The sequence below is a fragment of the Bacillota bacterium genome (assembly GCA_040754675.1).
GTDB lineage: Bacteria > Bacillota > Limnochordia > Limnochordales > Geochordaceae > Geochorda.
Genome location: JBFMCJ010000680.1, coordinates 1 through 2,015 on the forward strand (window position 1 = coordinate 1; position 2,015 = coordinate 2,015).

3 protein-coding genes are annotated in these 2,015 nt (G+C 67.9%); all 3 read left to right on the forward strand.

Annotation, left to right across the window (positions count from 1 at the left end):
- Positions 1–76: 76 nt before the first annotated feature.
- The 3 genes from AB1609_22440 to AB1609_22450 are packed head-to-tail and all read left to right on the forward strand — an operon-like array spanning position 77 to position 1,913.
- Positions 77–655, forward strand: a complete 579-nt coding sequence (locus AB1609_22440; GenBank protein ID MEW6049193.1) for a DUF6011 domain-containing protein — start codon at positions 77–79, stop codon at positions 653–655.
- Positions 652–1,710, forward strand: a complete 1,059-nt coding sequence (locus tag AB1609_22445) for a hypothetical protein (GenBank protein MEW6049194.1) — start codon at positions 652–654, stop codon at positions 1,708–1,710. The genes AB1609_22440 and AB1609_22445 overlap by 4 nt, the downstream gene beginning before the upstream one ends.
- Positions 1,710–1,913 carry a hypothetical protein gene (locus AB1609_22450; GenBank protein MEW6049195.1) on the forward strand — a complete coding sequence of 68 codons (204 nt, stop codon included), beginning with the start codon at positions 1,710–1,712 and terminating at the stop codon, positions 1,911–1,913. The genes AB1609_22445 and AB1609_22450 overlap by 1 nt, the downstream gene beginning before the upstream one ends.
- Positions 1,914–2,015: the final 102 nt, after the last annotated feature.

Genomic DNA, 2,015 nt, shown 5'->3' on the forward strand with positions numbered 1-2,015 from the left:
AGCGCCGGCTCCGGGTCGCGATGGTCCGAGATCTGACGTGCCAGATCCTGAGCGGGAAAGGTGGTGACGCCGCGTGATGGCTGAAAAAGAAGTGCTGCTCATTGAGCAGCAAGACCGGTTGGAATCGATGGGATCTGCCCCCATGGTAGCAGATTCCCCGGGGAACCGCAAGGGGCCCACAAGCTGCGCCCGCTGCAACAGGAAGCTGACCAACCCGCACTCCATCGCGCGGACGCTGGGCCCCGTCTGCTACCGGAAGTCGGGCGGCGGCATGTACGACAGCGACATGCAGGCCAGCGAGGCCGAGTGGGAACGCCGGGCGGAGGATCTCCGCAAGGGCGGCGAGTGGGACTGCGGCACTTGGGATTGGGTGGTCCGGCCCAAGGAGCCGGGGGACCTGCCCTTCGTAGTCCGCCGGACCCTGCGGGTTTCTGTTCGCTTCAAGGGCGGCCAGTTCGAGGCCTACGGGCACGTGGGTTACGCCTTCGTACCCGAGGAGGAACGCGAGGTCCTGTTCTACCGGGGTGACGACATTCGCGCGTGCTGGGCGGCGGCCATCGCCGCGGGCCCGGAGTGCAACGCGGCGGCGTACCGCACAGAGCAGCAACTGACCCGCGCCTGGAAGGCGCAAGCGAGAGGGAGGAAGCCGAGGTGAGCACCCAGGTTCAGCGTTACCAGCAGGGCCGGCCGCCGGCCCAGCAGGAGCCCAAGAAGTTCGACGTCGTCAAGCCCCAGGTCCCCGGCATCCCGCCGGAGATCGCCAACCAGATCATCGTCGGGTTCCGCGGCGAGGATGGGACGGTCCGGGCGTACGTCATGGAGGCCGGCCTAGAACTCAAGCTCGAGCAGGTGGCCAAGCGCAAGAAGGGCATCCGGCTGAACGTCGTCATCCCCATCTCGTATGCCCACGAGAGCCCGGAACAGATGCAGAAGCTCTTCCAGATGCTGCCCGAGCAGATGAAAGAGAAATTCCTGGCCCAGCGGGACTACGACATGGCGATGTTCACCACGCCGGCAGGCACGGCCCTCTACAAGGGCGTGTTGCTGTTCGGCGACGGTACGAAGATCTGGGATTACGGCGAGGCCTCGGCGGCCAACGTCAAGATGAGCACTCTGCATGGTCACCTGAACCACGTGGCCGCGACCCGGGCCCGCTTGCGCACCATCCGGAAGGCCACCGCCCGGGGGTTCCTGACGCCCGACCAGGTCTGCGTGAACGACGAGGCCATAGACGAGGCCGCCGAGGCGACGGAGGCCGCGCTCCTGGAGGCCGACCTGGCCGCGGCCAAAGAGGGCTTGGCGGGGGCGGGTGATACCGACCTGCCCTTTCCGGTGGAGGACGCACCTGCCCCCGAGTCTGCGGGAGTGGAATCTGACGGTGGCGGAGGCGAGGCTCAACCGGTGGCGGGGCCGGCGCCGGCAGGCCCGGGATCCCCTCGACCCGGAGCGGAGAGCCCTGGTCAACAGGTGGCGGGAACTGTTCGGCCGCAACCCGGCGCCTCCAAGGTGAGCAAGATCCAGCAGGCATACGTCGACGCGATCTTCGACGAGGCCCGGAAGCGCAACATCAGCGACCAGCACCTCGGGCTCATCGCCAGCGAGACCCTGGGCCGGACCATACACCTGAACCAGTTGGCGAGCCTCACGGCCATGGAGCTCGCAGCGGTCCACCAGGCCGTGGTCGGGCGGTCGGAGCAGGGGGACTCGTGATGTCTGGGCAGTGGACTGTGCTTCGGCACGGCGGCCGGCTGACGGACAGGTGGCGGACGGTGTGCTCGGGCGAGCGGGCCCGGGCGGAGGAGCGGTACTGGCGGGAGCACGAGCGGATGAGGCAGGGCGGAGTGCGGCTCGTGGATCCGGACGGGCGAGTGGTCATGGACGATTGGGCCCCGCGCTTGAGGACGAGGTGGTGACGGTGCCTCTTTGCTACGACTGCAAGGCGGACGGGCCCATACTGTGGAGCATGGACTGCGTGCGCCCGGACAACAAGGGCAGGCCGGTCCAGGGTAGCTATG